The sequence below is a fragment of the Psychroserpens luteolus genome, assembly GCF_021032705.1.
Lineage (GTDB): Bacteria > Bacteroidota > Bacteroidia > Flavobacteriales > Flavobacteriaceae > Psychroserpens > Psychroserpens luteolus.
This window is the reverse complement of record NZ_JAHVXI010000002.1, coordinates 91,071-115,467: the sequence shown is the minus strand read 5'-3', so window position 1 is coordinate 115,467 and position 24,397 is coordinate 91,071. Positions and strand designations below refer to the sequence as shown.

The following is a 24,397-nucleotide window of genomic DNA, read 5'->3' as shown; positions in this document are numbered from 1 at the left end:
TTATTTTTTCTGCTGCTTCTTCAATGCTCTATAGGTTAAGAAGCCATACATAACAACAGCAAAAGGAAAGTAGAAAGCCATTCTTCCCCATTCAAAACCTCTACCTAAGAGATAATCGAATACGGTTACAATTCCGCAAAATACGAGTCCGCCAATTAATGCAGCAACAACAACGCGTTTTTTATTTATTTCTGCCATAGGTTATAGGTCTTGAGCATTAGCGATAAGTTCTGCGATATCCATAACAGCAATATCATTTTCTTTTTCTTTATTCTTTACGCCATCGGTCATCATCGTATTACAAAATGGACAACCAGCAGCAATAATCTGAGGTTTTGTTTCTAAAGCTTGCTCAGTTCTTTCGATGTTCACGTCTTTATTTCCTTTTTCAGGCTCTTTAAACATCTGCGCACCTCCTGCTCCACAACATAAACCTCTTGATTTGCAACTTTTCATTTCTACAAGCTCCGCATCTAATTTACGTATTAAATCACGTGGCGCTTCATAAACTTGATTGGCACGACCTAAGTAACATGGATCATGAAATGTAATGCGCTTCCCTTTATATTGTCCGCCTTCTATCGTTAAACGACCTTCGGCGAGGAGCGATTTTAAAAACTGGGTATGATGCATTACTTCATAATTACCACCTAATTCTGGGTATTCATTTTTAATTGTATTAAAACAATGCGGACATGCAGTAACAATTTTCTTTATTTCATAAGCATTCATCACCTCAATATTGGTCACGGCCTGCATTTGAAACAAAAACTCATTACCAGAACGTTTAGCAGGATCTCCTGTACAACTTTCCTCTGTTCCTAAAACTGCAAATTCAACATTTGCTTTATTGAGTAGTTTTACAAATGCCTTTGTGATCTTTTTTGCTCTATCGTCAAAGCTCCCAGCGCATCCAACCCAAAATAATACTTCAGGTTGTTTTCCAGCTGCCATAAATTCTGCCATTGTTGGCACTTTGAGTAATTCGCTCATATACTTATATTTTTGAAAACTGATGACTATTATCTATATAAGCCTATAGTCACTTTTACTAAATCTGTAAAACCAGTTCTACTTAATGTTCTTTAATTTCAGCAAAATCTTTTTTTGCTATTCTTATATAAATGGCCAATTTTTTTTGACCTTCTTTTAATCTATTTTTCGGATCTAAACGTTCGAGATATGCTCTGCGTTTTGCTTCCTCTCCAATAATTTGCTTTTGATAATCTGTACAATAATCACACAATACTTTTAAAAGCTTAATTTCTTTAACTTCATTATTTCGGTATTCAATAAGTGTATACGATTTAATTTGTAATGAGTCTTTAGCATAAGATTGCGCACTAAGTAGTGCACTATAAAAACAAAGTATAGCTGTAAGAATGTATTTATATTTCCACAGAAAAACACTCATGTTTATTCATCTTTCCAGTTTAAACGATCCATTTGATTGTATGGCCAAGGCGCTCCGTTATTCTCTATATTGGTCATCATATTGTTGAGTTCCATTGGCGCAGCACTTTGCTCCATTACTAGATATTGACGCATTTGCATAATGATGTTCAAGGGGTCGATACTTACTGGACAAGCTTCAACACAAGCATTACAACTGGTACACGCCCAAAGCTCTTCGTTGGTAATATAATCACCGAGTAATTGCTTACCATCATCTTTAAATTCTCCTTTGTTTGCATCTATGTTTTTCCCTACTTCCTCAAGACGATCACGCGTATCCATCATAATTTTACGAGGTGATAATTTCTTACCTGTTTGGTTGGCAGGGCACTCACTAGTACAACGTCCGCATTCTGTACACGTATAAGCATTAAGTAAATTAACCCAGCTGAGATCCTTAACATCACTTGCTCCAAATTTAGCAGGAACAGCAGCTTCTGCGTCTTCAGGTGGTGCCGCAAATGGATCAACATTTGGATCCATCATCATTTTTACTTCTTTAGTCACAGCTTCATTATTCTCAAATTGTCCTTTTGGTGTTAATTTTCCGTAGTAGGTATTTGGGAATGCTAAAAGAATATGCAAATGCTTAGAAAAGTATAAGTAATTTAAAAATATAAGAATTCCTAGTATATGCAGCCACCAAGCAGTTCTTTCGATAAGATGAATGCTGTGTCCTGAAAAATTGCTAAACCAAGGTGTTATGTGCTGACTGATAATATTTCCAGAATCCATCGCTTGAAATTTCAAATCGGTGGCATTCATAACCAAAAATAAGGTCATTAATACCATTTCAAAATAAAGAATCATATTACCATCGCTCTTAGGCCAACCTTTCATTTCAGAACTTAAAAATCGCTTAAGTTTGATGACATTTCGGCGTAGCCAGAATACAATAACAGATACAAAAACCAATACAGCCAGAATCTCAAAAGTCCCAATAAGGAATCCATAAATAGCTCCAGCAGATGAAAATATACGGTGTTTACCTGTTAATCCGTCAATAATAATTTCTAGAACTTCAATATTGATTACTACAAAACCAACATAAACGATGACATGAAGTAATCCTGCAATTGGGCGTTTTACCATTTTACTTTGTCCAAGGGCGATCATGGTCATGTTCTTCCAGCGCTGTGACTTATTATCACTAACATCAACATCGCGACCAAGTTTTATGTTTCGCATCAGTTTTTTAACATTTCTTGCAAAATATCCTATGCCAGCGACAAGTGCTATAGCAAATAATATTTGTGGTAAGTAGTCCATATTATGGTTAGTTTTTTTGGTCTTCGCTAGGCGGTGTGTATGGTATTTCTTTTTTCGACAGAATACGTCTGTAACGTGCAGGATGCAATTTAATATCTCTTAAGAGTTCTTCCATTTCTTTAGATGCTGCCTCGAGATTATCATACAAGCCTTCATCTTTTAATAACTTGCCTATGGTGCCATCTCCATTTTGAATACTTGTCATTAGCGTATTAACCGAAGATAAAGTCTCATCCAATTTGGCAACAGTTTCTGAAAACTTGACGTTTTTTAAGTCGGACGTAATAACAGACAAACTTTTAGTTATAGAATCAAAATTTGTCAATACAGCAGCGATCTTATCATCATTTTTATCGACTAAGACACTTATAGAATAAGCTACCGATTTAAACGATTTCATGGTAGCATTAAGTTCTTTTATAGCATTTTTGATACCATCCTCAGATTCGTCTTCAACAAGATTATTTAGGCTTACTAGTAGTGTATCTGCCGATTTCAACGTAGAACCAAGGCTTCCGCTTACACCTTCAAAATTATCTGTTAGATTTTGAACCAAGCCTTCTTTAATTTCAGATTGAAGGAAATCTCCAGGTTTAGCAACTTCTCCTTCCTGGCTGATAATAACCGCTAGTGCATTACCTCCCATAATTCCGGTTTGATACAATCTAATTTTACTTTGCTTAGAGAATGTTAATTTATCGTCTACTGTAAATGCAACTCTGGTTTTACCTGTATCAAAATCATAAGAGATTTTTTTAATTTTACCTACAGTATTACCTCTCACAGTCACTGGAGATGATGTACTTAATGCATTATAGTCAAACTCTGTATAATAGGTGTTAGGAGATTCAAAAAGATTTTCACCTTTAAGATAATTGAATAAAAATATCAATAATATAATACCCGAAAGCACGAGTACAGCTGTTTTTACTTCTCTTGAAATTTTCAAAGTTTACAATTTTGGGTTAAAACAAAATTAGTGATAAATATATAAAGAATGTTTCTAATTAGATGCAGATTTTAATCCTTCGGATTAGATGCAGATTTTAATGCTTCGGTAACATCTATTTTATTTCCATCTTGGTAAGCGACAACAAAACAGTCGTCATATCCTTTTGCTTTGGCTTCAGATTGAAATTGCTTTATCTTACTATAATCTGAAGTATATCCATAAAAATACTTGTAAATATTACCTACTTTCTCTCTAGAGATTTCTGGCAATCCTTTAAAATTGTAAGACTTTGGTGCTAATTCTTTAGAGCTTGCTGCAATTTGAACTTTAAACACCACATTGTCGATAATTTGCGGCTCTACCTCTGTAATCGTTGTGCCAGTGTCTTGATATATATTTTCGCCTACATTAAGATCTAGTTGCTTTTTATAATCCAAAATAGCATCTGTAATAGACTTAGACATTTTTGACTGTCCGTTCTTAGAGTTCAAATACGATCCTTCTTTTTTATAAGTTAAAAACCCTGTCTCTACTAAAACACTTGGCATATACGTATTGTGCAATACCCAAAACCCAGCTTGCTTTACACCTCTACTCTTACGTTTTTGTTGCGATTTGAAATTGTCTTCGATATATCTAGCCAATCTAATACTTTGATCTAAATAGTCTTCTTGTAAAAGACTTAAGGTGATAAACGATTCTGGCGAATTAGGATCAAATCCTTCATAGTGCTGTTCATAATCTGCTTCTAAGAAAATTACTTCATTCTCCTTTTTTGCAATTTCAAAATTACGCTGATTCGCATGGAGTCCTAAAACAAATGTTTCGGTTCCATTGGCAGAAGAATTATGCGCATTACAATGCACTGATACAAATAAATCGGCATCTGCATCATTGGCTATCTTTGCGCGACCTCTCAAGGTCACGAAAACATCCTTCTTTCTTGTATAGATAACTTTAATGTCATCATTCTTTTCTAAAGCTTTACCTATTTGAAGAATAATCTTTAAGGCGATATCCTTTTCCTTGTAACCACTACCCAAGTTTCCAGAATCATGACCGCCGTGACCTGCATCTAAAACGACCACAAATTTATCTGGATCTTTCTGTAATGCATGAGCAGATGTTAAAATACTGGTAAATAAAAAGGCTACCAATACGAATATATAATGTGTTATCGTTTTCATACGTGTTTAACGTTTAATCAACTCGGTTTATTTTAAGTCTTCAAATACCTAGGTTTGATAAGCTTTGAATACTTTTGATAAATTAATTGAATTATAAATTAATCATAAAAAATATATGTAATTTTGGCAATTCAAAAACCGAGCCATACTTTAGCAAAAATACATTTAAAAGCATTGCGTACAAAAAGCTTACACATACTTTTTACCCTAAGTTTTACCATGTTTATTAACATGTTTTGCTTTGCACAAGAGTTGCCAAATACGAAGGACCCTATAAAACCAAAAACTGAAAAAGACACAGTTACGGTTTCTGTAGATACTTTATTGCCAAAACCACTTAATATTAAGGAACAGGATAGCGTAAAAAATGATTCGGTTCCAAAGAAAAAAGAAGTCCTTACTGGCATCGTAAATTATAAAGCCAAAGACTACGTAAGACTTAATCAAAGAGAAAATAGAACCACCCTTTATAACGAAGCCGAAGTAAACTACACAGACATGAATATCAAAGCTGGTATTATTGTCATTGATCATGGAAAAAATTTGGTTTATGCAGGACGATTAAAAGATTCTGCTGGTGTATATACCCAAGCGCCTGTGTTCACACAAGGTCAAAGTGTTGTAGAGCCCGATTCTATTATATTTCATACAGTCACGAAAAAGGCCATTATATTTAATTCTAAGACTGAATATGGCGAAGGCGTCATCATGGCCGAAAAAACGAAAAGGGAGAATGATTCAATACTCTTTATAAAAAATGGAAAATTTACGACCTCAGAAAATTTAGACGATCCAGAATACTATTTCTTGATGCGAACTGCAAAAGTTGTTCCTGGTGTAAAAGTAGTCACTGGTGTGACCAATTTATTTATCTATGATGTCCCTACTCCAATTGGATTGCCTTTTGCGTATTTCCCAATGACAAAAAAACAAACGTCTGGTGTCATCATGCCAACTCCTGGTCAAGACCTTGGTAATGACAGAGGTTATTTTTTGCAAAATGGTGGTTACTATTTTGCTATAAGTGATTATCTAGATCTAGCTGTTTTGGGAGATTATTATACTAATGGTAGTTATGGTTTGCGTTTAGAAAGCAATTACGCCTTGCGTTATAAATTTAGAGGAACTCTAAGTTTTAGATTTGAAAACCTAATCAATAGTGAACGTGGGTTTCCAGATTTTGCAAAATCTACCATTTATAACATCAGATGGTCTCACAATCAAGATGCAAAAGCAAATCCCAACTCGCGTTTTTCGGCATCGGTAAACCTAGGTAGTAGTCAGTATTACAGACAATCCATTAATCAGCTTAATTTATCAAACACTCAAAATAACACTTTAGCATCATCGATTTCATATTCAAAAACGTTTTCAGGAGAGCCTCAAGTGAACATGAACGTTACTGCAACACATTCTCAAAACACCAACACAGAGCAAATTAATATGACTTTGCCAACAATTCAGGCTAGTGTTGGTCGTGTGTTTCCTTTTGCACCAAAAGCAGGCACAAAAAAGGGAATTATCCAAAATATAAATTTGCAATATAATGTGCGAGGCGAAAACAGAATACAAACAACAGATTCATTATTCTTTAAATCTGAAATGTTCGATGATGCACGTGTAGGCGCTGTACATTCTATACCTGTATCGACCAACTTTAAAGTGTTTAAGTATTTCAGCATGAGTGCAAATGCTAATTTTGAAGAAAACTGGACACTTAATACGATTAATCGATTCTATGACCAAGAGAATGACGAGATTGTAACTGAAGATCTCAAGCAGTTTGATCGTTTTCTAACCTATAATTTTAGCGCGAGTATCGGAACTACTTTATATGGAATGTTTGGGAAAGAAGGCAGTACATCAAAAATTCAACAGGTTAGACATGTCATTCGCCCTTCGATTAGTTATAATATCAATCCGGCTTTTGACGAGTATTATGACACTTTCGAGATTGTAGATGCCGATGGCACTACAGCTGGAGAAGTACAAAGAGAACAATTCACAAGATTTGAAGGTGCTTTATTTGGTGTGCCTAACAGAACCTTTTCTAGTTCTATGGGAATTTCGATAGGTAATAACTTTGAAGCTAAAGTAAGAGATCGTGATAGCACAGCAACAGAACCTAAAAAGATCAAGTTGCTTAATAATCTTAATTTTTCTACATCTTATAATTTTGCAGGAGATTCGTTGCAATGGAGTCCATTAAGAGTTTCTGGTGGAACAACCATCTTAAAGGATAAGATGAATATTAACTTTGGAATGGTATTAGATCCATATGCTTTGGATAATAACAATCGAAAAATTGATAAATTCAATATTGATAATGGTGGGAGCTTATTCCGTTTAACATCAGCCAACCTTAACATTAGCTACTCGCTTTCTAGCAAACAATTTGAAGATGAAGGTAGCAGTGAAGATGATCGTGCTATTCAAGAATCTTTGCGTAGTGGTGGACGAGCAGATGATTTATTTGGTAAACCTCAAGATTTTGCCGATCAGCGCTTAACAGATGTAGATCGTTCAGACAAAAAGAAGGAACCTTCAGAATTTTACAATTATAAGATCCCTTGGAGTCTCCGCTTGGCTTACGCTGTTAATTATACCAATTCGGCTAGGCAAAATAGGATTTCAAACAACTCTCTGATGTTCTCAGGTGATATCGAACTATCTCCACGTTGGGCAGTTGGCGCATCCTCAGGTTATGATTTTGTAAACAAAGGGTTTACTCAAACACAATTACGCTTTGAGCGTGATCTATTAAGTTGGCGAATGAACTTCACTTGGGTTCCATTCGGACAATACAACTCATGGAATTTCTTTATAGGTATACGATCGAATCTGCTTAAAGATCTTAAATACGATAAACGTAGACAACGAGATCAACAATTATAACATAAAACCAACGTATTATGAAAACTATAATAAATACACCAAATGCTCCAGCGCCAATTGGGCCTTATAATCAAGCTGTTTTAACAGGGAACACCTTATATACTTCAGGTCAAATCGCTATTGATGTGACTACTGGTGAATTGGTTTTAGATTCTATCTCTGCAGAAACAGAACAAGTGATGCAAAATTTAAAAGCAGTGTTAGATGCAGCAGAAATGACTTTTGACAATGTCATAAAAACTTCAATATTTATAAGTGACATGCATAATTTTTCTCAAATCAATGAAGTCTACGCCAAATATTTTGATGCCAATACTGCACCTGCTCGTGAAACTGTAGAAGTGGCTAATTTGCCTAAGTTTGTTAATGTTGAAATTAGCATGATCGCAGTCAGATAAACTGTTTTAAGAGTTATAAACAATCATTTCTTAAAAACTTCAATACGAAAGTGTTTAACAATGTCTTCATCCTTTTAAATTTGAAGCATTAAATAATACATCCTATAACTATGTTTAAATTTTTACTATCTACTTTAATTTTCCTATCGGTTTCAATTGTCTTTGCTCAAGATAATTTCGAAAAATCTTTAGATTCTGTTCAAACATTAGATGATGTCACGATATTTTTTGAGAAGAATAAGAAAGCTAAAGGAAAAGTGATTGTTTTTAATAAAGTGAAGCACCATACACGTATGGCCGAAGCCATATTTGGAATGCGCGTTGGCGCTAAAAAATCGTTCTCAGATGCGCCTCAAAAAACATACTATAAAGTGATTGAGAAGTATAAAATACCCTATTACAAAGTAAGCGTGGTGTTTTTAGACGGAAACAAAAAATCTATTGATGAGATTAACGCGATACGAAAAAAAGTGATGGCTAAATATCGTGAAGGTTATATGTTTACTGACTTAGCGTCACAATATTCTATGGATGAAACTGCTAAACGCGGTGGTGACATGGGCTGGTTTAAGGAAGGGGATCTACATCCGGAATTTGAAAAGCCAATCGTTAATGGGAATTATGTAGCAGACGATATATTCACCATTGATATTCCAGAGATTAAGGCCTATTATGTTGTTGTTATGACGCAAGAGCAACAGCTTATCGATGAAGTAAAAGTCTTAAAAGTTACCGAACCAAGAAAATAATGCAGCTCTTTTACAATCAAGATTTATCTCATGACGATTCTGAAATACGTTTTTCTAAGGAAGAAAGTAGACATATTGTAAAAGTATTGCGCAAATCTGTAGGCGACACATTACATATTACCAATGGCAAAGGCTATTTGTTTACTGCAGAAATTAGTCTTTCCGATATTAAGAATTGTATTGCCCTGATTCGATCTTGTGAGTTGCAACCAAAAAAGAAATACACGCTACATCTTGCTGTTGCGCCTACCAAAATGAACGATCGTTACGAGTGGTTTTTAGAAAAAGCTACTGAAATTGGTATAGACAGCATCACTCCTGTTTTTTGTGATAATAGTGAACGTCGTGTTATAAAACCAGAGCGTTTTGAAAAAATAATACAGTCTGCAATGAAGCAATCTTTAAGTTGCTATGCACCAAAACTTCATGATGCTATTTCGTTTAAAGAGTTTATCGTTAAAGATTTTGAAGGACAACGGTTTATTGCGCATTGCGAGGATACAGATAGAACAGCTTTGAAACATGTGCTAAAAACTAATGAACATGTAACTATTTTAATTGGTCCTGAAGGTGATTTTAGCGCAAATGAAATTGAGCTTGCTTTTCAAAACAAATTCACCCCTGTTACACTTGGCTCTACAAGGCTACGTACAGAAACAGCAGCTATAGTTGCTTGTCATTCGGTTGCATTTTATAATGAACTATAAGTTGACCTGACTTGCTCCAAGAATATCTAAATCAGTATTTTGCATGATAAAAACAAGTTTTAAATTGTCGTTTTTATTCACAAGTTTTGGAATGGTTAATTGATGAGTTCCGGTTGCTCTTTTTAAATTTAATTTGTCCTCCAATATGACGATATTTGAATTTTTAAGTGTTCTATTTCTGTTTTCGCCACGAGCAATTTTTGTAATGCGTTCTTCAATAACCAAAGCCACACGTAATACCTTATTTTTAATACTTCCACCAATGCTATACTCAAAACTTATATTGCCTTGTGAGTTAACTACAGATGTAACATCTATTTTGTTTTTTGACGCAATTGAAGCATAGCCCTTTAATTTGTTTTTCATCACAACTTCATTAGAACCAACAAAATGCTCCTTGCCGTTCACCACGACTTGAGGCGTATAAATAGTGCTACTATTAAATTTCCGGCTATACGAACGCTGTTTATCACTAAAAGATGCTTTACTAAACGGATCTTTCCAACCTATATAATTCCAATAATCGACATGGTATGACAAGGCAATCACGCTATTCTTATCATCTCTATCTTGAATTGCTGTTAAGAGTTTATCTGCTGGCGGACAACTAGAACAGCCTTGAGATGTAAATAATTCTAATACAGTTATAGGTGGATAAGTTTCTACCTTTTCTGTAGAAAAAAGCAATGGTATCATAAATAACGTTAAAAGGATATGTTTCATAGCGCTTATTTTTTATTTTTGAGATATGAAGTTTAGTTCGCAACATTTAAGAAATCTTACAGTGCTATTGACACTTGTGATAAGTTTAACAGCTTTTACAGCTATTGCACAAGATTTAGCCATAGTTAAGTATAAAGGTGGAGGAGATTGGTATAGCAACCCTACAGCATTACCAAATTTAATCGAATTCTGTAATGATAATATCAAAACACAGATGAATGAAAAGCCGCAAGTTGTTGAGGTTGGAAGTGTTGATATTTTTCAGTTCCCACTATTACATATGACTGGTCATGGCAATATATTCTTTACAGATGAAGATGCTGAAAATTTGAATAAGTATTTGGTTTCTGGAGGTTTTCTTCATATTGATGATAATTACGGTATGGAACCTTATATCAAAAAAGAACTTAAAAAGGTGTTTCCAAATCAGGAACTTATCGAATTACCAAAAGATCATGAGATATTTAATATTGTCTATAAATTCCCTGAAGGCTTACCAAAAATCCATGAGCATGATGGCAAACGACCACAAGCTTTAGGACTTTTTCATAAAAGCAGACTAGTATTACTGTTTACATTTGAAAGTGATCTTGGTGATGGATGGGAAGATCCCGAAGTACACAACGATCCCGAAGATGTTAGAGAAAAAGCACTTAAAATGGGTGCCAACATTGTAAAATATGCTTTTGAAAACTAATCAATCATGAAAAGTATCATATTTAAAGGGTTTGCAGCATTACTAATTATAGTTCTTTTAAGAATACCTTTAGCTGAAATTAATAATCATACATATACCGTCGGAGTTTCAAACACATATGGATTTACTGGATGCATAAATTATGACGATCTAATTACTCCTGTCAATTTCAAAGAGATAAAGGATTCTAACCTAAATTAGATTTATTAAAAGCACAAATGCAACTCGACCACAACTCTACTCATTTTGTAAAACGCACATTTCCCATTACTCTAGTTTGCGAGCAGGTTACAAATGCACCAAATATTGGTAGCTTATTTAGAACAGCAGATGCCTTCGGTATTGAGCAGATAATTTTTTGTGGTGAACATATCCCATTAGGTCGAAAAATGATGAAAACGTCCAGAGCGACTGAGAAATCGGTTAAATATGAGATAGAAACAAATGCTTCAGATGTAGTTTCAGTATTAAAAAGTGATGGCTATTTTATCGTTGCGCTTGAGATTACTACAAACAGCAAAGCTTTGGTAGATTATATATTTCCGAAAGATACGCCTATTGCATTGGTTATAGGAGATGAAAACTTTGGCGTTTCGGACGCTATTTTGAATACTTGTGATGCGACAATTCACATAGATATGTATGGTCAAAATAGCAGTATGAATGTTGTACAAGCAACTAGCATCACTTTGTATGAAATTACAAGGCAACTTAAATAAAGTCTTTATATATTTATAAAGTAAAATCAATCAAATGAATTCTAGAACTATTGCAAATGGCATCCTAAGAGCAGTTGGCATCATAGTGGCTGTTGCGCTTGTACTTTACTTCCTGTACAAAATTCAATCAGTAATCGTATACATTCTCATTGCAGCCGTTATTTCACTTATAGGAAGACCAATCGTTATTTTTTTAAGACGACGATTAAAGTTTAGAAATACAATTGCTGTTATTGTAACTATGCTTTTTCTTGTTGGGATTTTTGTGGGTATTATCGGACTTTTAATTCCGCTTCTAGTTGAGCAAGGACAAAACTTGTCCTTACTTGATATTACTGCTTTACAAGAAAACATAGAAGAACTCTATAGATCTGGAATTGCATATTTAGAACTCAATCACATTGACGCCGAACAAGCTATAAAAGAATCCAAGGTGTTATCCAATTTAGATTATAGCGTCATTCCAAATTTTTTAAACAGTATTGTCTCTGGCTTAGGAAGTTTTAGCATTGGTTTGATGTCTGTTTTATTTATTGCATTTTTCTTTTTGAAGGATAGTAACTTATTTCAAAAAGGCATTTTAACATTTGTGCCCAATCAAAAGGAATCAAAAACTAAGCGTTCATTTACAAAAATCTCAGATTTATTGTCGCGTTATTTTGTTGGACTCTTTTTTCAAATTTTAATACTGTTTGTAATTTATACTATTGGACTATTAATTATAGGTGTTAAGAATGCTGTAGTCATTGCGTTTTTGTGCGCTCTCATCAACTTAATTCCATATCTGGGCCCTTTAATTGGAGCCATTTTAATGTTGTTTTTAGTAATGACCAATAACTTAGGTGACAGTTTTAATGATATCATTTTACCAAAGATTATTTACACAATGATTATTATTGCGATTGCTCAACTAGTAGATAATTTCTTCAGTCAGCCTTATATTTTTTCAAAAAGTGTAAAATCACACCCTCTAGAAATATTCTTGATTATCATTATTGCTGGTTTACTTTTTGGTGTTGTAGGCATGATTGTGGCAGTACCATCATACACAGCCATTAAGGTTATTTTAAAAGAGTTTTTATCAGATAATAAAATGGTAAAAAAATTAACTCAAGGTTTATAATTAACAGTTGAATATTGAAATTTTAAATACTGAAATTCAAGATTTTATCACCAAAAATCTAACAACCGAAACAACTAAGATTCTTTTAAAGGGTACTGATTTTGAACAGGTTACCACTCTTGAAATTATTGAGCAAATTCAAGCCAAGGTGAAGTGCAAAAAAAAACTACCCACTTGGTTTTCTAAGAAAGGAATTTATTTCCCCAACAAACTCAATATCGAACAAACATCTTCAGAAATTACTGCACTGCATAAGTCACAGTTGTTTTCTGGACAATCAATTATAGACATTACTGGCGGATTTGGTGTGGATTGTTATTACTTTTCGAAGCGGTTTAAGAACGTTGTGCACTGTGAGATAGATGAGTCATTGTCGAGTATTGTTGCGCATAACTATAGGCAATTAGGCGTTACGAATATAACTACAGTGGCATTAGATGGCTTGGAGTATTTGAAAGCTAACTCATTTGATTATGATTGGATATATGTTGATCCGTCACGCAGACATGACAGTAAAGGCAAAGTGTTTTTTCTGAAGGATTGCTTACCAAATGTTCCTGAGCATTTAGACACACTATTTGGATATAGCAATGCTATTGCGATTAAGACATCTCCTTTATTAGATATTTCAGTAGGGATAAATGAGCTTAAACATGTCAGAGATATTCATGTTGTGGCAGTAAAAAATGAAGTAAAAGAGTTAATATGGATACTAGAAAACGGTTTTAATAGTCCAATAACTATCAAAACCGTAAATATAATAGAAGGACATAAAGATACCTTTTCGTTTAAACTAAATAACGAATCACAAGCCAATATTGCTTATGAACTACCATTAAAGTATCTTTTTGAGCCTAATTCGTCAATTTTAAAATCTGGAGGTTTTAACAGTTTAGCAGAACGTCTAAAAGTTTCAAAGCTTCATCAGCATTCCCATTTGTATACCAGTAATGATTTGATTCAATTTCCTGGACGTTCCTTTAAAGTTGAAAGCGTAATCGATTACAGCAAAAAAAGACTAAAATCGTTAAAAATCTCGCAGGCAAATATTACTACTAGAAATTTCCCAGAAACAGTACAACAACTCCGTAAAAAATATCGCATCAAAGATGGTGGTAACACCTATCTGTTTTTTACTACGAATTATCTGAACGAAAAAATTGTAATTGTTTGCTCAAAAATATACTAAAGGTTTTGCGGTGTGCTACTTGTAAGATAATTATCCACATCAACTTCCATATCAAAGCTCATGCACTGATCCATAGTATACACAACTTTTTCATCACTAATTCCAGTAGTGTTTTTTGATACATTAAAAATAATATCGTCTGCAGAGAAAGTTAAATATCCAGAAGCATCACCTGGAGCTAGATTAGAAACTGTATGCAATAAAGTTCCATCTATATTAGCAATTTGTAAAGTAATAGAGACTGTACCGTTGTTAGTTATCCTCGCTTGAGGATCTTGATCTGAACAAGGATCTTGAGTATTTTGATTCTCTAGAATAGAGTTATCAAACTGGTCACTTTCAATTGATTCTACAGAACAATTAAAGCATGTGGTCATAACAATTGCACATGCAATTGCATTTTTAAGTAGGTTTTTCATCGATTTGGGGTTTAATGAAATATAAGACAAAGGTAATTTTAAAATCCACAAAACCAAACTATTTTATCGTTTAAATGATAAAAATAATCGACTAAGTGCGTTTTTAGAGATGAAATATCGACGAACGACATACCAAATTAAGCTATAATTGCACATAAAAAAGACATTATATAAATCTATAAAACAAGAAATCCCTTCCAAATTAATGAAAGGGATTCTGTTCCCGATGAATCGGGAGTACCTTCGACCGTTCCGCTTTAGCGGAATACTCTATCTATTTGCAATGAGATTTTCTATATAAGTTCTTGATTTTTTACTTTTAATAGCTCTTTCACGAGCATATGCCTCGCTCCTACTGCTATAATTTTCTAAGTAAACAATTTTCCAGTCATTCGTTCTTCCTGTAAAACCATTATGGTTTGTGTTATGCTTTCTCAATCGCTCTGACATGACATCACAAGTGTAGCCGATATAATAACGATCAATTAATTTTGAATATAAAATGTAGGTGCAACAACACATAACAATAACAATGTAAAACAAGAAATCCCTTCCAAACTAATGAAAGGGATTCTGTGAGCCCTGAAGGATTCGAACCTTCGACCGCCTCCTTAGAAGGGAGGTGCTCTATCCAGCTGAGCTAAGAGCCCTAATAAAAGTCGGGGTGGCAGGATTCGAACCTGCGACCTCCGCGTCCCAAACGCGGCGCGATAACCGGGCTACGCTACACCCCGAAAACGGTTATCAACTTTTTGAAGCTTTAAATTAATAATTTCTCCAAAAATTCGAGGTGCAAATATATATCTTTTCTTTAAAAATTGATAACTTTTATTATTAAATTTAAGCATAAAATTTAATTTAATGAAATTTGTAAGACAATCTCTATTCTTTATTAGTTTTCTAAGTCTTTATGCTTGTGCTCAAGACAAAAACCCTGTCAATACTGAACATTCTTATGAACTTGTTGTTTCTGAACTAAATAACCCTTGGGGATTCACTTTTTTACCAGATGGTTCAATGTTAATTAATGAAAAAGCTGGTCAAATTATTCATTTCAAAAATGGAAAGAAAACAACTATCAAAAATGTACCTCAAGTTTATAATCGAGGTCAAGGCGGTTTATTAGACATTAAATTACATCCTAAATATGAAAGCAATGGTTGGATTTATATTACATATGCTTCTTCCGAAGGTACTGATAGAGGTGGTAACACTGCACTTATGCGTGCGCAACTTAAAGACAATGCTTTAATAAACAAAGAGGTTCTCTACAAAGCATCTCCTAATACGACTAGAGGTCAGCATTTTGGATCCAGAATTGTTTTTGATGATAGTGGTTATATATATTTTACCATAGGTGAGCGTGGTAATAGAGATGTAAACCCACAGGATATTACTCGTGATGGAGGTAAAGTATATCGCTTGCATGATGATGGCTCTATACCAGATGACAATCCTTTTATTAACCATCAAAATGCGAAAACTGCTATTTATTCTTACGGACACCGAAATCCGCAAGGTATGGTGATTCATCCAGAAACAAGAGAAATCTGGACACATGAACATGGACCTAAAGGTGGTGATGAAATAAATATTGTGCATGCAGGTAAAAACTATGGTTGGCCAGTAATTACCTATGGTGTTAATTATTCAGGCACAAGAATTACGAAAGAAACAGAACGAAAAGGCATGGAACAGCCTTTACATTATTGGACACCATCTATTGCTCCAAGCGGTATGGAGTTTATCTCAAGTGATAAATATAAGGGCTGGAAAGGGAATCTATTGGTAGGCTCATTAAAGTTTCAGTATTTAGATAATTGCTATATCAAAGATGGTAAAGTTATTAAAGAAGAGCGCCTTTTAGATGGTTTAGGTAGAGTTCGTTCAATTAATCAAGGACCAGATGGTTATATATATGTAGGAATAGAAAACTTAGGAATTGTAAAACTTAAAAAAGAATAAATGAAAAGAATCTCGGCAATCACATTAATGCTTCTACTTGCTTTTGTTGCATGCAATTCTTCAGAAAAAAAAGAAGAAGTCACAAAGAAAAAAAGCGTAAAAGAAGTTAAGGAAAAGCAAAACCCTGAACTTGTAGCAAGTATGAAACGCGGAAAGGATGTATATACCAATTTTTGCGTTAGTTGTCATTTACCAAATGGCAAGGGCGTGATCAACACCTTCCCTCCTCTTGCTAAATCAGATTATTTAATGAATAATCGCATAGAGAGCATCAAATCTATTAAGTATGGACAATCAGGAGAGATTACTGTGAATGGCGTAAAATACAATGGTGTTATGACTCCCTTAGGACTTGAAGACAATGAAATAGCCGATGTTATGAATTATATTACTAACAGTTGGGGAAATACAAATGACGAGTTGATAACTGAAAAAGAAGTTTCAGAAATTGAGCAATGATTTTCTATCATAATTGTTAAATTTGTCCAACAAAAAAATCAGTTATTATTTATGCTCATTATAGGAATTGCAGGAGGAACAGGATGTGGAAAAACAACTGTTGTAAATCAAATACTTAACGAATTACCTGAAGGAGAAGTTGGTGTTATTTCTCAAGACTCTTATTATAAAGACACATCTCATTTGAGTTATGAGGAACGTGTGAAAATTAATTTTGATCACCCGCGTTCTATAGATTTCGAATTATTGGAAGTACATTTAAAACAATTGAGAGAGGGACAAGCTATAGACCAGCCTGTATATTCTTTTGTAAAGCATAACAGAACAGGAGATGTTATTAAAACTAATCCGCGTAAAGTAATGATTGTAGAAGGCATTTTAATTCTTACAAATCCCGAATTACGTGATATGTTTGACATTAAGATTTTTGTGCATGCCGATAGTGATGAGCGCCTAATACGACGATTAAAACGTGATATTTCAGAACGAGGTCGAGATATCGATGAAGTGCTTAGTAGATATCAAACAACACTTAAACCTATGCATCAACAGTTTATAGAACCAATGAAAGAATATGCAGATATTATCATACCAAACAACAAATACAATACAGTTGCAGTTGATATAGTGAAAACTATTATCAACGAAAAATTAAATTAATGCTAAAATATCTTAAAAATATATATGCCGTTGTCTTTATCGTTTTTGCGATATGGATGTTGTTTATTGATTCTAATTCTTTAATCATTCATAGAGAACTAAATAAAGACATGAATGATTTAAATGATGAAAAGGAATATTATAAAAGTGGAATAGAAAAAGACAATAAAGCCATTAAAGAGTTAAGTACAGAGGAAGGTGTAGAAAAACTAGCTCGTGAAAAATACTATATGAAGAAAGAAAATGAAGATATCTACATCATTGAATATGAAGACAGCCTAAAACTCGAGAAGAACGATGAGTAAAACATTATTTAGTAATTTTTCTGAAGTTTCTTCAAAACAGTGGAAACAAAAAATTCAAGCCGATTTAAAAGGAGCAGATTATAACGAGACTTTAATTTGGCACACCAACGAAGGTATAGATGTTAAACCCTTTTATCACGCAGATGAATTCGATAAGTTGCCTTTGCTGTCTGATGCTAAAGCCAGCGAATTTAAGATTGGGCAGTCTATTTTTGTTGCACATACTGAAAAATCAAACACTAAAGCGGTTGATGCTATTTCAAGAGGCGCAGAAGCTATTGAATTTGTCATTCCTTCCGAAGACACGTCTATTCCTAACCTTTTAAAAGATATTGATTCTTCTTCTACTCCAATAACGATTACACCTCAATTTTTATCCTCAGAATTTATAGCGAAAATACCTTCAGTAGAATATAGTGATATTCAAGTTGACATTATTGGTCATCTTGCGAAAACGGGAAATTGGTATCATAACCTGAAAGAAGATCACAACCATTTTGAAACGGTAGTAAAACAAACAAATACAATTAGCATTAATGTTGACCTCTACCAAAATGCTGGCGCTAATATGACTCAACAATTAGCTTATGCAATGGCTCATATAAATGAGTATTTTAATCATTTTGACAACAAATTAAATACAACTCAAAAGCAATCGTTAAAAGTAATTTTTAATGTATCTGTTGGTACAAATTATTTTTTTGAAATTGCAAAATTGAGAGCATTGCGTACATTATATAGTGCCTTAGCGCAAGAGTATACTATAAATCAAGACTGTGTGATTAAAGCAACACCTACAAAGCGGAATAAGACTATTTATGATTACAATACTAATATGCTACGCACGACAACTGAATGCATGAGTGCTGTTATAGGTGGCGCAAATATTATTACCAATTTACCATATGATGCAATTTATCACAAAAACAATGAATTTGGCGATCGTATCTCACGTAATCAATTATTGGTTTTAAAGCATGAAAGCTATTTTGACAAGGTCGATAATCCTGCTGATGGTACTTATTATATTGAAAGTTTAACTACTCAATTAAGTGACAAGGCTTTGGCGTTGTTCAAAGATATTGAGGCAAATGGCGGATTCCTAAACCAGCTCAAAGAAGGCACTATTCAAAAGAAAATTAAAGAAAGTGCCTCTAAAGAGCAAAACCTATTTGATGCTGGAGATCATGTGTTATTAGGAACTAATAAACATCCAAATCCGCATGATACAATGAAAAACGACTTAGAGTTATATCCATTTGTAAAAACCAACCCTGTGAAAACGTTGATCGAACCAATTATTGAGAAACGTCTCGCGGAAACCATAGAACAAGAACGACTTAAAACCGAATAAAAATCAAAAACATGAAGTTAAGATTAACACTATTGGCAATATGCTTTTGCCTGTTCAACTGTAAAGAAGAAACATCAAAAAAAGTAGACTTTGAATACAAATACCCAAGCGTTGAAAACATAATAGATTGTGACAATGTGGATACCGATTTATTAAGAGAAGCTTTTTATTCTTTTGAAAATGATTTGGTCAACTTTTACACACCTGGCAGCCCTGTCTACTCTCGTGCCTATAGTATGTTTGTGAGTCAAGCATCTAATAATAAAGTTGACTATCATAAAATGACATCTGAACACTCCAAGAAAGTATTAGAAGCCTTAAAACAACAAGAAAGTTTATGGCGACCAGCAGTAGATGCTTTTGGTAGCAGAGTCAATTATGATCATCCCTTTATTGCATGTGTTGGAGATAACATAAAAGATGAACCTTTACAAAAAACATTTAGTGCTTTACTTCAAACCAACAGTATGAGCTTACGTATGGTAGGTGAAGAATTGAAGCGTAAGACGTTTGGAATGAAGGATGATAAATATTTAGCAACATATATCGCTTTAGAGTTTTTCTACGGAAAAATATATGACATTGATTTTAGTAAAGCGCCTCAAAAAGTAGAGAGTAATGCACAAGAACATTCTTCTCACGATGGTCATAATCACTAGTTGATGAAAATTAGACTAGCTTTTGTTATATGTATTTTTACTGTTTTATCATGTAAAGATGAAACCAACAAAAGAGTTGATATTCCTGGTGAATATTTTGAGTTAGAACATGATAATATTGACATCTATTTACCATCTTATTTTCAGGAATTTTCAGAAGACGCTTATGGTAAATTAATCGAAAGCTTTCCGGATTCTGAAGAAAAGAGAATAGAAAAAAGACGATTTGATTTTTTAAAATATTCAAAAGGAAATATCTATTATTTTAGAGATATCGCATCGTCAACATTAATTAGTGTGAAAGTGTCAGATTTTTTGCCTTTCACAAGAGAACAATCAGCGCAGTTAGCATCAATACTATCAAGGTCATGTAGTGATTATGCTGAGGCAGTAGGCTTGAATTGTGAGCGACTAGATGCTGGTTATTCAGGAAATGTAAAGACAAAAGTATTTAAATCTAGTTTTAGAATGAATGACGGACATGGACGTAGTAGCTATAATACCATCTATATCATTTCATCAAATTATAAAACATTTGCAATGAATATATATTCAACTACGAACAAAAACTATAATGCTTATATTGAAAAAATAGTTGTGAAATAATGCGTAAAAATCTTCAACATATTACAATAGATCGTAAAACAATTCATAGATCGGCTGCCGAAAGCACTTTTCAAACTGCTGAGGATATCGAGGTTAAATCCTCTTACTCTAAAGATGATATTGAAAACCTTGAGCATTTAAACTTCGTTGCTGGTTTAGCACCTAACTTACGTGGACCTTATTCGACGATGTATGTGCGCAGACCTTGGACCATTCGTCAATATGCTGGTTTTTCAACAGCTGAGGATAGTAATGCGTTCTATAGAAGAAACCTTGCCGCTGGTCAAAAAGGGCTATCGGTTGCATTTGATCTTGCTACACATCGAGGATATGATTCTGACCATGAACGTGTTGTTGGTGATGTTGGTAAAGCTGGTGTCGCTATAGATTCGGTTGAGGATATGAAAATTCTATTCAATCAAATTCCGCTCGATAAAATGTCGGTATCCATGACCATGAATGGTGCTGTACTACCAATAATGGCGTTTTATATTGTAGCTGCAGAAGAGCAAGGTGTTTCTCCAGAACAATTGGCTGGAACAATTCAAAATGATATTCTCAAAGAGTTCATGGTGCGTAATACCTATATCTATCCGCCTACACCTTCAATGAAGATCATTTCGGATATTTTTGAATTCACAAGTCAAAACATGCCCAAATTTAATAGTATTAGTATTTCTGGATATCATATGCAAGAAGCTGGAGCAACATGTGATATTGAGTTGGCTTACACATTAGCCGACGGATTAGAATACATTAAGAAAGGACTTGAAGCTGGAATGGATATAGACACTTTTGCACCTCGCTTGTCCTTCTTTTGGGCTATAGGAATGAATCACTTTATGGAGATTGCAAAGATGCGTGCCGCACGAATGCTTTGGGCAAAACTAGTGAGTCAATTCAATCCTAAAAACCAAAAATCTTTGGCTTTGCGAACACATTGCCAAACCTCAGGATGGAGTTTAACAGAACAAGATCCTTTTAATAATGTGGCTCGAACTACTATTGAAGCTGCTGCTGCTGCTTTTGGTGGTACGCAAAGTTTACATACCAATGCCTTAGATGAAGCCATTGCACTACCAACCGATTTTTCGGCGCGTATTGCAAGAAACACACAAATTTTTTTACAAGAGGAAACGGGAATCACTAAAACTGTCGACCCATGGGCTGGAAGTTATTACGTTGAAAAACTCACTCATGATATCGCTCAAAAAGCGTGGTCTTTAATTGAAGAGGTCGAAGAGCTTGGTGGAATGACTAAAGCTATTGAAGCTGGTATTCCTAAATTAAGAATTGAAGAAGCTGCCGCGCGTAAGCAAGCTCGTATCGATTCTGGACAAGATATTATTGTTGGAGTCAATAAATTCAGGTTGGAAGAAGAAGATCCAATTTCAACTTTAGAAGTTGACAATCAAACAGTTAGGAATGGACAAATTAAGCGTTTAGAGCAAATCAAATCAACAAGAAATACAGAAAAAGTACACCAAGCACTATCAAAATTAACCGAAGCCGCTCGCTCAGGCAAAGAGAATTTATTAGCTTTAGCAGTAGATGCAGCGAGAGAACGTGCTACATTGGGTGAAATTAGTGATGCTCTAGAAGCAGAATTTGGACGATATAAAGCACAAATAAAATCATTTTCAGGCGTGTATAGTAAAGAAATTAAAGACGACGAAAGTTTTAAAAAGGCTAGAGAATTAGCAGATACTTTTGCTGAACAAGACGGTCGAAGACCAAGAATAATGATTGCCAAAATGGGGCAAGATGGTCATGATCGTGGTGCCAAAGTTGTAGCCACTGGATATGCCGATGTTGGTTTTGATGTTGATATTGGTCCGCTGTTTCAAACACCAAAAGAAGCGGCTAAACAAGCAGTGGAAAATGACGTTCATATTTTAGGCGTATCTTCCTTAGCTGCAGGACATAAGACTTTAGTACCTCAAGTAATAGAAGAACTAAAGAACTATGGTCGTGAAGACATCATGGTTATCGTTGGAGGCGTGATTCCTAAGCAAGATTATCAATATTTATTCGATGCTGGCGCAGTAGCCGTATTTGGTCCAGGCACCAAAATTAGTGATGCAGCGATTAAGATATTAGACATTCTAATTGACTAAATTATCTGAAACATGATAAATGAAAAACATAGATAAAACCACACGACTTGCTAATTACATCATCGACATGCTAGTTGTTTATCTCTTGTTTTTTGTGTTTACAATATTCGAAAATAGCTACAGCATTAATTATGTCGTATTCTATAGTATCATGTTTGCCTATTATTTCTTGTTTGAATTGACGACACATCAAACCTTAGGTAAAATGATTACCAAAACTAGAGTTGTCCAAAATGATGGTACCAAACCATATGCTATTAGGATTTTAATTCGCTCGATATCTAGAGTACTGCCTTTTGATACACTTTCCTATATGTTTGGTTATGAATTAGGAATGCATGATCTATTCTCAAGCACTAAACTTATGAAAGCTAAATGAGAACAGGCAAAATTCAAATACGGGACAATGCAAAACTATCTAAGGCACTTAATAGAAACAACTACATCCTTTATATTGTCATTGTTATTTTTGCCATAATCAATATTGATTTGTTTAGTTCACAGCCACGATTTTTAGTCACAGAAGGGCTGTTTTGGAAAGGTGCATCCATCGTATTTCAAGTGCTCTTCATTTTGAGTTTAGTACAATGGGATGTAAAGAAGAAGAAGGTTATCAGCATTCTCTCTAATGGCATGATTGTTAAAGGCCAACTCATATACAGCGATGTTATAAAACCTAATAAAACATCTTCTTTTAATGTACATCTTTTTGAATATGAAGCTTCTGGTAAAATCTACGACATCGAATTTAAAAACAAAAGCAAACAGGTAAAATCAAGTTATATCATTTACAAAATTAACCAACCAGAGAAGGCTATTGTATATGAAGATTTAAAACCAAATATAAAACGAATGGTCCAACAGTATTCTAATCAATAATTTAATAAATTTCGCGTTAAGACTATATGAAATTTGAAAGACGACACTTACTCTTAAACTACGTATTTATCATATGTCTCATCATCTTAGTTCTTAATGATCATGTTTTTAAATGGGAGTTTTCAAACTGGTTTACAGGAAAACTGTCTGATATCGTAGGTATGATTATTCTTCCTGTTCTAATTACGTTTTTTAATCCGAAACATGTTAAATTCAATTTGTTCTTGTCTGCAGTTCTCTTCATGTTTTGGAAATCATCATGGTCTACAAGCGCTATAGATATTTATAACCAATACGCATTCATAAAAACCTCAAGAGTCGTAGATTATACCGATTATATTGCCTTATTAATGTTACCGTTGGCCCATGTGTTAATAAAGAACATACAAACCAAATCTGCATTTGTTATCCCCTTAAAATTAAATGCTTCTTTCATTCTTTTACCAACGCTATTTATTTTAATGTCTGAAACACCTCCCAGATATTTTTATTTAACAGCTAATAGCAGCAGTTTTATTTGTCATAATTGTGATGTTACTTTAAGAATGACGCAAAAACAGATTTTAGAAAAACTTCGCGCGTTTGACATCAAAAAGGATACAACTTTAACTTCAATGACTGGCTACTATAGAACTAAAGGTGATAGCCTCAATTATTATAAAATCGAAAAATTCATCATTGAAAACGACACCTTACATAATGTGCAACTGTCGATGATAAAAGCAAATAAAGGAAAAACGAGAGTGTATTTTAACGGCTTCGATTATCGCGATACGATTTCTAATGCTAAAATGGAACGCAAGTTACGACGCTACTTTAGAAAATCTGTTAAACGCTATCTCAAAGACTTGACACAAAATTAATTTTGACACACCTCCTATTCTACAGAGTTAAAACCTGTTAAACTTCTT

29 protein-coding genes and 2 tRNA genes are annotated in these 24,397 nt (G+C 34.0%); 20 read left to right on the top strand and 11 right to left on the bottom strand.

Annotation, left to right across the window (positions count from 1 at the left end; genetic code table 11):
- The 6 genes from KWG70_RS06215 to KWG70_RS06190 form a co-directional block, all read right to left on the bottom strand.
- On the bottom strand, positions 1-198 hold the full coding sequence (locus tag KWG70_RS06215) for a hypothetical protein (RefSeq protein ID WP_230935129.1): 198 nt from the start codon (positions 196-198) through the stop codon (positions 1-3).
- A gap of 3 nt (positions 199-201) precedes the next feature.
- Positions 202-993: a (Fe-S)-binding protein gene (locus KWG70_RS06210; protein ID WP_230935128.1), complete on the bottom strand. Its 792-nt coding sequence runs from the start codon at positions 991-993 to the stop codon at positions 202-204.
- An 82-nt stretch (positions 994-1,075) separates the two neighbouring features.
- Positions 1,076-1,414 carry a hypothetical protein gene (locus KWG70_RS06205; protein WP_230935127.1) on the bottom strand — a complete coding sequence of 113 codons (339 nt, stop codon included), beginning with the start codon at positions 1,412-1,414 and terminating at the stop codon, positions 1,076-1,078.
- Between the two features lie 2 nt (positions 1,415-1,416).
- Positions 1,417-2,724, bottom strand: a complete 1,308-nt coding sequence (locus KWG70_RS06200; RefSeq protein ID WP_230935126.1) for a 4Fe-4S dicluster domain-containing protein — start codon at positions 2,722-2,724, stop codon at positions 1,417-1,419.
- 7 nt (positions 2,725-2,731) lie between these two features.
- Positions 2,732-3,673: an MlaD family protein gene (locus tag KWG70_RS06195; protein ID WP_230935125.1), complete on the bottom strand. Its 942-nt coding sequence runs from the start codon at positions 3,671-3,673 to the stop codon at positions 2,732-2,734.
- A gap of 71 nt (positions 3,674-3,744) precedes the next feature.
- The gene (locus tag KWG70_RS06190; RefSeq protein WP_230935124.1) at positions 3,745-4,863 is read right to left on the bottom strand and encodes an N-acetylmuramoyl-L-alanine amidase family protein; all 1,119 of its coding nucleotides are present in this window, start codon (positions 4,861-4,863) and stop codon (positions 3,745-3,747) included.
- A 123-nt stretch (positions 4,864-4,986) separates the two neighbouring features.
- Here KWG70_RS06190 and KWG70_RS06185 point away from each other — a divergent pair, with 123 nt between their 5' ends.
- The 4 genes from KWG70_RS06185 (at position 4,987) to KWG70_RS06170 (ending at position 9,612) form a co-directional block, all read left to right on the top strand.
- Positions 4,987-7,758, top strand: a complete 2,772-nt coding sequence (locus KWG70_RS06185) for a putative LPS assembly protein LptD (protein ID WP_230935123.1) — start codon at positions 4,987-4,989, stop codon at positions 7,756-7,758.
- Positions 7,759-7,775: 17 nt separating this feature from the next.
- A complete protein-coding gene (locus tag KWG70_RS06180; RefSeq protein ID WP_230935122.1) occupies positions 7,776-8,156 on the top strand; it encodes a Rid family detoxifying hydrolase in 381 nt (126 codons plus the stop codon).
- Positions 8,157-8,266: 110 nt separating this feature from the next.
- Positions 8,267-8,905, top strand: a complete 639-nt coding sequence (locus KWG70_RS06175) for a peptidylprolyl isomerase (protein ID WP_230935121.1) — start codon at positions 8,267-8,269, stop codon at positions 8,903-8,905.
- A complete protein-coding gene (locus KWG70_RS06170) occupies positions 8,905-9,612 on the top strand; it encodes a 16S rRNA (uracil(1498)-N(3))-methyltransferase (protein ID WP_230935120.1) in 708 nt (235 codons plus the stop codon). Before KWG70_RS06175 ends, KWG70_RS06170 begins: the two co-directional genes overlap by 1 nt.
- On the opposite strand, the gene KWG70_RS06165 is transcribed toward KWG70_RS06170, so the two are convergent.
- Positions 9,607-10,335: a DUF1223 domain-containing protein gene (locus tag KWG70_RS06165; protein ID WP_230935119.1), complete on the bottom strand. Its 729-nt coding sequence runs from the start codon at positions 10,333-10,335 to the stop codon at positions 9,607-9,609. The genes KWG70_RS06170 and KWG70_RS06165 overlap by 6 nt on opposite strands.
- A gap of 25 nt (positions 10,336-10,360) precedes the next feature.
- Between KWG70_RS06165 and KWG70_RS06160 the strand changes: the two genes are divergently transcribed.
- Genes KWG70_RS06160 through KWG70_RS06140 form a run of 5 tightly spaced genes read left to right on the top strand, consistent with a single transcriptional unit; the run spans position 10,361 to position 14,063 of the window.
- Positions 10,361-11,032 carry a DUF4159 domain-containing protein gene (locus KWG70_RS06160; RefSeq protein WP_230935118.1) on the top strand — a complete coding sequence of 224 codons (672 nt, stop codon included), beginning with the start codon at positions 10,361-10,363 and terminating at the stop codon, positions 11,030-11,032.
- A gap of 6 nt (positions 11,033-11,038) precedes the next feature.
- Positions 11,039-11,233, top strand: coding sequence for a hypothetical protein (locus KWG70_RS06155; RefSeq protein WP_230935117.1), 195 nt, complete (start codon positions 11,039-11,041; stop codon positions 11,231-11,233).
- 17 nt (positions 11,234-11,250) lie between these two features.
- The gene (locus KWG70_RS06150) at positions 11,251-11,751 is read left to right on the top strand and encodes a TrmH family RNA methyltransferase (protein ID WP_230935116.1); all 501 of its coding nucleotides are present in this window, start codon (positions 11,251-11,253) and stop codon (positions 11,749-11,751) included.
- 34 nt (positions 11,752-11,785) lie between these two features.
- On the top strand, positions 11,786-12,874 hold the full coding sequence (locus KWG70_RS06145) for an AI-2E family transporter (RefSeq protein ID WP_230935115.1): 1,089 nt from the start codon (positions 11,786-11,788) through the stop codon (positions 12,872-12,874).
- Positions 12,875-12,881: 7 nt separating this feature from the next.
- Positions 12,882-14,063, top strand: a complete 1,182-nt coding sequence (locus KWG70_RS06140; protein ID WP_230935114.1) for a THUMP-like domain-containing protein — start codon at positions 12,882-12,884, stop codon at positions 14,061-14,063.
- Here the strand turns inward: KWG70_RS06140 and KWG70_RS06135 are convergent.
- From KWG70_RS06135 to KWG70_RS06120, 4 genes are all read right to left on the bottom strand, one after another.
- Positions 14,060-14,482: a hypothetical protein gene (locus tag KWG70_RS06135; RefSeq protein WP_230935113.1), complete on the bottom strand. Its 423-nt coding sequence runs from the start codon at positions 14,480-14,482 to the stop codon at positions 14,060-14,062. The genes KWG70_RS06140 and KWG70_RS06135 overlap by 4 nt on opposite strands.
- A gap of 270 nt (positions 14,483-14,752) precedes the next feature.
- On the bottom strand, positions 14,753-15,004 hold the full coding sequence (locus KWG70_RS06130) for a GIY-YIG nuclease family protein (RefSeq protein WP_230935112.1): 252 nt from the start codon (positions 15,002-15,004) through the stop codon (positions 14,753-14,755).
- Between the two features lie 54 nt (positions 15,005-15,058).
- Positions 15,059-15,132, bottom strand: a tRNA-Arg gene (locus KWG70_RS06125).
- Positions 15,133-15,141: 9 nt separating this feature from the next.
- Positions 15,142-15,216: transfer RNA gene (locus tag KWG70_RS06120), tRNA-Pro, on the bottom strand.
- A gap of 127 nt (positions 15,217-15,343) precedes the next feature.
- On the opposite strand from KWG70_RS06120, the gene KWG70_RS06115 reads away from it, so the two are divergent.
- Genes KWG70_RS06115 through KWG70_RS06065 form a run of 11 tightly spaced genes read left to right on the top strand, consistent with a single transcriptional unit; the run spans position 15,344 to position 24,349 of the window.
- Positions 15,344-16,447, top strand: a complete 1,104-nt coding sequence (locus tag KWG70_RS06115) for a PQQ-dependent sugar dehydrogenase (RefSeq protein ID WP_230935111.1) — start codon at positions 15,344-15,346, stop codon at positions 16,445-16,447.
- Positions 16,448-16,906 (top strand): c-type cytochrome, encoded by a 459-nt coding sequence (locus KWG70_RS06110; RefSeq protein ID WP_230935110.1) that lies wholly within the window; start codon positions 16,448-16,450, stop codon positions 16,904-16,906.
- Positions 16,907-16,957: 51 nt separating this feature from the next.
- Positions 16,958-17,566, top strand: a complete 609-nt coding sequence (gene udk / locus KWG70_RS06105) for a uridine kinase (RefSeq protein WP_230935109.1) — start codon at positions 16,958-16,960, stop codon at positions 17,564-17,566.
- The gene (locus KWG70_RS06100; RefSeq protein ID WP_230935108.1) at positions 17,566-17,871 is read left to right on the top strand and encodes an FtsB family cell division protein; all 306 of its coding nucleotides are present in this window, start codon (positions 17,566-17,568) and stop codon (positions 17,869-17,871) included. The genes udk and KWG70_RS06100 overlap by 1 nt, the downstream gene beginning before the upstream one ends.
- Complete coding sequence (locus KWG70_RS06095; RefSeq protein ID WP_230935107.1) at positions 17,864-19,225, top strand: methylmalonyl-CoA mutase subunit beta; 1,362 nt, start codon at positions 17,864-17,866, stop codon at positions 19,223-19,225. The genes KWG70_RS06100 and KWG70_RS06095 overlap by 8 nt, the downstream gene beginning before the upstream one ends.
- Before the next feature lie 11 nt (positions 19,226-19,236).
- Positions 19,237-19,884, top strand: coding sequence for a hypothetical protein (locus KWG70_RS06090; RefSeq protein WP_230935106.1), 648 nt, complete (start codon positions 19,237-19,239; stop codon positions 19,882-19,884).
- Between the two features lie 3 nt (positions 19,885-19,887).
- Positions 19,888-20,490, top strand: a complete 603-nt coding sequence (locus KWG70_RS06085; RefSeq protein ID WP_230935105.1) for a hypothetical protein — start codon at positions 19,888-19,890, stop codon at positions 20,488-20,490.
- On the top strand, positions 20,487-22,607 hold the full coding sequence (gene scpA, locus KWG70_RS06080; RefSeq protein WP_230935658.1) for a methylmalonyl-CoA mutase: 2,121 nt from the start codon (positions 20,487-20,489) through the stop codon (positions 22,605-22,607). Before KWG70_RS06085 ends, scpA begins: the two co-directional genes overlap by 4 nt.
- Positions 22,608-22,626: 19 nt before the next feature.
- On the top strand, positions 22,627-22,986 hold the full coding sequence (locus KWG70_RS06075) for an RDD family protein (protein ID WP_230935104.1): 360 nt from the start codon (positions 22,627-22,629) through the stop codon (positions 22,984-22,986).
- Positions 22,983-23,486 (top strand): hypothetical protein, encoded by a 504-nt coding sequence (locus KWG70_RS06070; protein WP_230935103.1) that lies wholly within the window; start codon positions 22,983-22,985, stop codon positions 23,484-23,486. The genes KWG70_RS06075 and KWG70_RS06070 overlap by 4 nt, the downstream gene beginning before the upstream one ends.
- Positions 23,487-23,512: 26 nt before the next feature.
- Entirely contained in the window at positions 23,513-24,349 is an 837-nt protein-coding gene (locus KWG70_RS06065) for a hypothetical protein (protein ID WP_230935102.1), read from the top strand.
- Positions 24,350-24,397: the final 48 nt, after the last annotated feature.

Bases quoted from the DNA above. Each gene is read 5' to 3' on its own strand.
- KWG70_RS06215 (WP_230935129.1), bottom strand. From the start codon at position 198: ATGGCAGAAATAAATAAAAAACGCGTTGTTGTTGCTGCATTAATTGGC.
- KWG70_RS06210 (WP_230935128.1), bottom strand. From the start codon at position 993: ATGAGCGAATTACTCAAAGTGCCAACAATGGCAGAATTTATGGCAGCT.
- KWG70_RS06205 (WP_230935127.1), bottom strand. From the start codon at position 1,414: ATGAGTGTTTTTCTGTGGAAATATAAATACATTCTTACAGCTATACTT.
- KWG70_RS06200 (WP_230935126.1), bottom strand. From the start codon at position 2,724: ATGGACTACTTACCACAAATATTATTTGCTATAGCACTTGTCGCTGGC.
- KWG70_RS06190 (WP_230935124.1), bottom strand. From the start codon at position 4,863: ATGAAAACGATAACACATTATATATTCGTATTGGTAGCCTTTTTATTT.
- KWG70_RS06180 (WP_230935122.1), top strand. From the start codon at position 7,776: ATGAAAACTATAATAAATACACCAAATGCTCCAGCGCCAATTGGGCCT.
- KWG70_RS06175 (WP_230935121.1), top strand. From the start codon at position 8,267: ATGTTTAAATTTTTACTATCTACTTTAATTTTCCTATCGGTTTCAATT.
- KWG70_RS06170 (WP_230935120.1), top strand. From the start codon at position 8,905: ATGCAGCTCTTTTACAATCAAGATTTATCTCATGACGATTCTGAAATA.
- KWG70_RS06165 (WP_230935119.1), bottom strand. From the start codon at position 10,335: ATGAAACATATCCTTTTAACGTTATTTATGATACCATTGCTTTTTTCT.
- KWG70_RS06160 (WP_230935118.1), top strand. From the start codon at position 10,361: ATGAAGTTTAGTTCGCAACATTTAAGAAATCTTACAGTGCTATTGACA.
- KWG70_RS06155 (WP_230935117.1), top strand. From the start codon at position 11,039: ATGAAAAGTATCATATTTAAAGGGTTTGCAGCATTACTAATTATAGTT.
- KWG70_RS06150 (WP_230935116.1), top strand. From the start codon at position 11,251: ATGCAACTCGACCACAACTCTACTCATTTTGTAAAACGCACATTTCCC.
- KWG70_RS06145 (WP_230935115.1), top strand. From the start codon at position 11,786: ATGAATTCTAGAACTATTGCAAATGGCATCCTAAGAGCAGTTGGCATC.
- KWG70_RS06135 (WP_230935113.1), bottom strand. From the start codon at position 14,482: ATGAAAAACCTACTTAAAAATGCAATTGCATGTGCAATTGTTATGACC.
- KWG70_RS06130 (WP_230935112.1), bottom strand. From the start codon at position 15,004: ATGTGTTGTTGCACCTACATTTTATATTCAAAATTAATTGATCGTTAT.
- KWG70_RS06115 (WP_230935111.1), top strand. From the start codon at position 15,344: ATGAAATTTGTAAGACAATCTCTATTCTTTATTAGTTTTCTAAGTCTT.
- KWG70_RS06110 (WP_230935110.1), top strand. From the start codon at position 16,448: ATGAAAAGAATCTCGGCAATCACATTAATGCTTCTACTTGCTTTTGTT.
- udk (WP_230935109.1), top strand. From the start codon at position 16,958: ATGCTCATTATAGGAATTGCAGGAGGAACAGGATGTGGAAAAACAACT.
- KWG70_RS06100 (WP_230935108.1), top strand. From the start codon at position 17,566: ATGCTAAAATATCTTAAAAATATATATGCCGTTGTCTTTATCGTTTTT.
- KWG70_RS06095 (WP_230935107.1), top strand. From the start codon at position 17,864: ATGAGTAAAACATTATTTAGTAATTTTTCTGAAGTTTCTTCAAAACAG.
- KWG70_RS06090 (WP_230935106.1), top strand. From the start codon at position 19,237: ATGAAGTTAAGATTAACACTATTGGCAATATGCTTTTGCCTGTTCAAC.
- KWG70_RS06085 (WP_230935105.1), top strand. From the start codon at position 19,888: ATGAAAATTAGACTAGCTTTTGTTATATGTATTTTTACTGTTTTATCA.
- KWG70_RS06075 (WP_230935104.1), top strand. From the start codon at position 22,627: ATGAAAAACATAGATAAAACCACACGACTTGCTAATTACATCATCGAC.
- KWG70_RS06070 (WP_230935103.1), top strand. From the start codon at position 22,983: ATGAGAACAGGCAAAATTCAAATACGGGACAATGCAAAACTATCTAAG.
- KWG70_RS06065 (WP_230935102.1), top strand. From the start codon at position 23,513: ATGAAATTTGAAAGACGACACTTACTCTTAAACTACGTATTTATCATA.